5 protein-coding genes are annotated in these 5,247 nt (G+C 66.5%); 4 read left to right on the forward strand and 1 reads right to left on the reverse strand.

Translation table 11 applies throughout. The annotated features are described in order from the left end of the window. Together dapF and mtaB are read left to right on the forward strand one after the other, a co-directional pair. The coding region (dapF, locus tag ACFE72_RS23980) for a diaminopimelate epimerase (protein ID WP_375415624.1) at positions 1 to 756 on the forward strand (756 nt) is incomplete at its 5' end. 1 nt (position 757) lies between these two features. Further along, entirely contained in the window at positions 758 to 2,026 is a 1,269-nt protein-coding gene (gene mtaB / locus ACFE72_RS23985) for a tRNA (N(6)-L-threonylcarbamoyladenosine(37)-C(2))-methylthiotransferase MtaB (RefSeq protein WP_375415628.1), read from the forward strand. 530 nt (positions 2,027 to 2,556) lie between these two features. Here mtaB and ACFE72_RS23990 read toward each other — a convergent pair. Then, positions 2,557 to 3,279, reverse strand: coding sequence for an RluA family pseudouridine synthase (locus ACFE72_RS23990; RefSeq protein ID WP_375415625.1), 723 nt, complete (start codon positions 3,277 to 3,279; stop codon positions 2,557 to 2,559). A gap of 28 nt (positions 3,280 to 3,307) precedes the next feature. On the opposite strand from ACFE72_RS23990, the gene ftsY reads away from it, so the two are divergent. Further along, a complete protein-coding gene (ftsY, locus tag ACFE72_RS23995) occupies positions 3,308 to 4,255 on the forward strand; it encodes a signal recognition particle-docking protein FtsY (protein WP_375415626.1) in 948 nt (315 codons plus the stop codon). Between the two features lie 183 nt (positions 4,256 to 4,438). Then, on the forward strand, positions 4,439 to 5,041 hold the full coding sequence (locus tag ACFE72_RS24000) for a septation protein A (RefSeq protein ID WP_375415627.1): 603 nt from the start codon (positions 4,439 to 4,441) through the stop codon (positions 5,039 to 5,041). Positions 5,042 to 5,247 lie beyond the last annotated feature (206 nt).

The following is a 5,247-nucleotide window of genomic DNA, read 5'->3' on the forward strand; positions in this document are numbered from 1 at the left end:
GCACAGCCCGCCGGCGTGCATTACGACCAGTTGATGGTGCTGCAGCCGCCGCGGCTGCCCGGCACCGAAGCCTTCATCCGGATCTACAACAATGACGGCTCGGAAGCAGGCGCCTGCGGCAACGGCATGCGCTGCGTGGTGCGGCATCTGTTCGAGAAAACCCGCCAGGCCGCCGTTACCTTCGAGACCAGAGCCGGTCTGTTGAACTGCTGGCAAGGCCCGTCCGCCGATCTCTACACCATCGATATGGGGACGCCGAAATTCGGCTGGAAGGACATTCCGCTTGCGGAAGAGTTTCGCGACACCCGCTATATCGAGTTGCAGATCGGTCCGATCGACGCGCCGATCCTGCACTCGCCTTCGGTGGTCAGCATGGGCAATCCGCATGCGATCTTCTGGGTCGAGGATGTCGAGGCCTACGATCTCAGCCGGTTCGGGCCGCTGTTGGAAAATCATCCGATCTTTCCGGAGCGCGCCAACATTACGCTGGCCCGGATCGTCGATCGCGATCGCATCGTGATCCGGACCTGGGAGCGCGGCGCCGGCCTGACCAGAGCCTGCGGCTCGGCGGCGTGCGCCACCGCCGTGGCGGCGGCGCGGCTGCGGCGCGCCGATCGCGTCGTCACGGTCACGCTGCCCGGCGGCGAGCTCGGTATCGAATGGCGCGAGCGCGACGACCATGTGCTGATGACCGGGACCGCGACCTTCGAGTATGAGGGCCGTTTCGACCCGGCATTATTCGCCGGCGTCGCGTGAGGTGAGCGTCGAGGTCGTCACCTTCGGCTGCCGCCTCAATGCCTTCGAATCCGAAGTGATCCGCCGCGAGGCGGAAGCCGCGGGGGTCGCCGACACCATCGTCGTCAATAGCTGCGCGGTGACGGGCGAGGCGGTCGCGCAGGCGCGGCAGTCGATCCGGCGGCTGAAACGCGAGCGGCCCGGCGCCCGCATCGTGGTCACCGGCTGCGCGGCGCAGATCGAGCCGGGCATGTTTGCGGAAATGCCGGAGGTCGACCGCGTCGTCGGCAATGACGACAAGATGCGCGGCCGGAGCTGGCGCGAGGCGCGCGCCGCGTTCGACGCACCGTCATTCGGGCTCGGCAGCGGCGAAAAAATCGCGGTGGCGGACATCATGGCCGTGAAGGAGATGGCGCCGCATCTGCTGGAGGGATTTCAGAAAGGCCTGCCGCGGGTGTTCGTGCAGGTGCAGAACGGCTGCGACCACCGCTGCACCTTCTGCATCATCCCGTACGGCCGCGGCAATTCGCGCTCGGTGCCGATGGGCGCGGTGGTCGATCAGGTCCGCGCGCTGGTCGAGCGCGGCCACGCCGAGATCGTGCTGACCGGCGTCGATCTCACCAGTTACGGCGCCGACCTGCCCGGCGCCCCGAAACTCGGCATGCTGACCAGGCAGATTCTGCGGCACGTGCCGGAACTGCGGCGCTTGCGGATCTCCTCGATCGATTCGATCGAAGTCGATCGCGACCTGCTCGATGTGATCGCGCACGACCAGCGGCTGATGCCGCACCTGCATCTGTCGCTGCAGTCCGGCGACGACATGATCCTGAAGCGGATGAAGCGGCGGCACTCGCGCGCCGCGGCCATTGCGTTTTGCGCGCAGGTGCGGCGGCTGCGGCCGGACATCGCGTTCGGCGCCGATATCATCGCCGGTTTTCCCACCGAGACCGACGACATGTTCGCGCGCTCGCGGGAGCTGGTGCAGGAATGCGATCTCACCTTCCTGCACGTATTCCCCTATTCGCCGCGTCCGGGCACGCCGGCGGCGCGGATGCCGCAGGTAGCGGGCGATGTGGTCAGGGAGCGTGCGCGGCGCTTGCGCATGACGGGAGCAGCGGCGCTGCAGCGGCGGCTGGCGGCGGACGTCGGGGGCATGCGGCAGGTGCTGATCGAGAGCGCCACCCAGGGCCGCACCGAGCATTTCATGCCGGTGGCGATTTCAGGCGAGACGCCGGGCGCGGTGCGCACGCTGGCGATGCGGGGACATGACGGCGCGCGGTTGACGGTGTGAAGGTCGTCATGGCCGGCCTTGCGCCGGGCACCACGTCTCACAGCAGTGCAGCAAGAAGACGCGGATGGCGGGACAAATCCTACGAGATTCATCCATCTCATCGTCATTGCCGGGCTTGGCCCGACTGGATTCACACATCTCATCATACGCGGGTCAAGCCCGGCCATCCACGTCTGTGCTCCACATCAGAAAGAAAGACGTGGATGCCCGGCACAAGGCCGGGCATGACGGCGTGGTCTACGTCATGCGCGGCACAAGCCAGGCATGACAGCGCGGTCTACGTCATGCCCGGTAAAAGGCCGGGCAGTGCGTTCAACGTCATGGCCGGGCTTGTCCCGGCCATCCACGTCTGTGCTCCACATCGGAAGGAAGACGTGGATGCCCGGCACAAGGCCGGGCATGACGGCGAGATGTGTGAATCCAGTAGGGCTTGACCCGGCAATCCATCCGCTTCGAAACGGCTCTTCCGAAGCGGATGGATGCGCGGGTCAGGCCCGCGTATGACGAGATGTGGGAATCGACGAGGTGCCCTACTCCCCGTTCCATCCGCAAGCCCGCAGCCGCTCGTGCAGGTGCGCCGGCGCCGGCGCCGTCACGCGCACCGGCTGCTTGTTCTTCGAGATCGGTATCGCGATCTCGCGCGCGTGCAGATGCAGGGTCGGTTGGCCGAAGCGCGGACCGTTACCGTAGATGTTGTCGCCGACGATCGGCCAGCCCATCGCGGCGCTGTGCACGCGCAACTGGTGGGTGCGGCCGGTGACCGGCTCCAGCGCCAGCCACGTCAGGCCGTCGCCGCGCCCCATCACTTTCCAGGTGGTGACCGCGGTCTGCCCATCCGGATCCGGCTTCTGCCACCAGCCGCGCTCGTCGTTGAGGCGGCCGAGCGGCATGTCGACGGTGCCTTCATCCTCGGCCGGGCCGCCCTCCACCGCCGCCCAATAAATCTTGGAAATCCTGCCGGGCTTCAACACCCGCCCCCGCCCCGCCGGGGCCTGGCGATGCCGTCCCACCACCCGGCAGCCCGTGGTGGCGCGGGCGAGCCGGTGCGCCAGCACCGGCGGACGCGGCAGCCCGAACCGGAGCGCATCGAACGACGCTTCCAGATTGGCGCCGCCCTTGGGGCCGCGATGCACCGGCAGCCCGGCGGGCTTGTCGATCACCAGCATCAGCCCGTCGCGATAGAGCACGCGGGCCTGAATTTGTTCCGCCGTCAGCCCCGGCAGTCCGGCGCGTTCGTTGTGGCTTTCGCTCATGGCGCGAAACCGCTAACACACCCCCACCATGAGCGACAGCACCTCGGAACAACCCAGACTGAGCTGGTGGCGGCGGCTGTCCGGCGGCCTCAAGCGCACCTCGACGTCGCTGGGGACCGCGGTCGCCGATCTCGTCGTCAAGCGCAAGCTCGACCGCGCCATGCTCGACGACATCGAGGACGTGTTGCTGCGCGCCGACCTCGGCACCGAGGTGGCGGCGCGGATCGCCGCCGCCGTCGGCGTCGGACGCTACGACAAGTCGATTTCGGCGGCGGATGTGAAAACCGTGGTTGCGGCCGAAGTGGAGAAGGTGCTGGCGCCGGTCGCAAAACCGCTGGCGATCGACGCCGCGCGAAAACCGTTCGTGATTCTCGTGGTGGGCGTCAACGGATCCGGCAAGACCACCAGCATCGGCAAGCTCGCGGCCAAGCTCGCCGCCGAGGGCCGCAAGGTGATGCTGGCGGCCGGCGACACCTTTCGCGCCGCCGCCATCGAGCAGCTCAAGATCTGGGGCGAGCGCACCGGATCGCCGGTGATCGCCGGTGCGCAGGGCTCGGATTCCGCGAGCCTCGCCTTCAATGCGCTGACGGCCGCGCGCGAGGGAAAGCTCGATGTGCTGCTGATCGATACCGCCGGCCGGCTGCAGAACAAGGCCGAACTGATGAACGAGCTTGAAAAGGTCGTGCGCGTGATCAGGAAGGTCGATGCCTCGGCGCCGCACGCGGTGCTGCTGGTGCTCGACGCCACGGTGGGACAAAACGCGCTGTCGCAGGTCGAGGCGTTTGCCCGCACCGCCGGCGTCACCGGCCTGGTGATGACAAAACTCGACGGCACCGCGCGCGGCGGCATTCTGGTGGCGCTCGCCGAAAAGCACAAACTGCCGGTGCATTTCATCGGCGTCGGCGAGGGGATCGACGATCTGGCGCCATTCACGGCGCGGGATTTCGCACAGGCGATCGCCGGGATCGAAAGCTGATGCCGCATCGAATCACGCCGTCATCAAATCCGCTCACGCCGTCATTGCCGGGCATGACCCTACCATATGCACGCATCTCGGCCGTCATGGCCGGGCTTGCTCCGGCAATCCACCCCCCTTCGAAACGACTCTTGCGAAGATGGATGGACAAGCCCGCGCGTGACGGCAAATAACGGGATTCTCATGGACAAGAAACAACCGCATCCGCTGTTCAAGCTCGCCACCGAACTCGGTCCGCTGCTGATCTTCTTCTTCGCCAACGCCAAGGCCAACCTGTTCGTCGCCACCGGCGCCTTCATGATCGCGGTGGTCGTTGCGATGGCGGCGTCCTACGCGGTGACGCGCCACGTGCCGATGATGGCCATCGTCACCGCCATCGTGGTCGTGGTGTTCGGAACGCTGACGCTGGTTCTGCACGACGAAACCTTCATCAAGATGAAGCCGACCATCGTCTATGCGCTGTTCGCCGTGATCCTCGGCGGCGGGCTGCTGTTCGGCCGCTCCTTCATCGCGATCATGTTCGACCAGATGTTCAATCTGACCGCGCAGGGCTGGCGCTCGCTGACATTGCGCTGGACGGTGTGGTTTTTCGCGATGGCGGGCCTGAACGAAATCGTCTGGCGGACCCAGAGCACGGACTTCTGGGTGAACTTCAAGGTTTTCGGCATGGTGCCGCTGACCATGCTGTTCGCGTTCACGCAGATGCCGCTGATCAAGCGGCATCATCTGGAGCCGGCGACGCTCGAACACAGCGAGGCCGAAGCCGGCGATGTGCGCAAAGGGTAAGCCGTGTCCCGGCCGCGATGCAGCGCGCAGCTCTTGCGAGCCGTTGCTTCGCAGAACCGGGACCGCACCCTCTCACAACTGTTATTGCCGGGCTTGACCCGGCCATCCATCCCGCCTCGCAAAATCCTTTTGCCAAGAGCGATGGATAAGCCGGTCAAGCCCGCGGTTGACGCGGCGTGTGGTGCGGCGTGTTGCAATATCGCGCT

This window comes from uncultured Bradyrhizobium sp. (genome assembly GCF_964252615.1).
Lineage (GTDB): Bacteria > Pseudomonadota > Alphaproteobacteria > Rhizobiales > Xanthobacteraceae > Bradyrhizobium.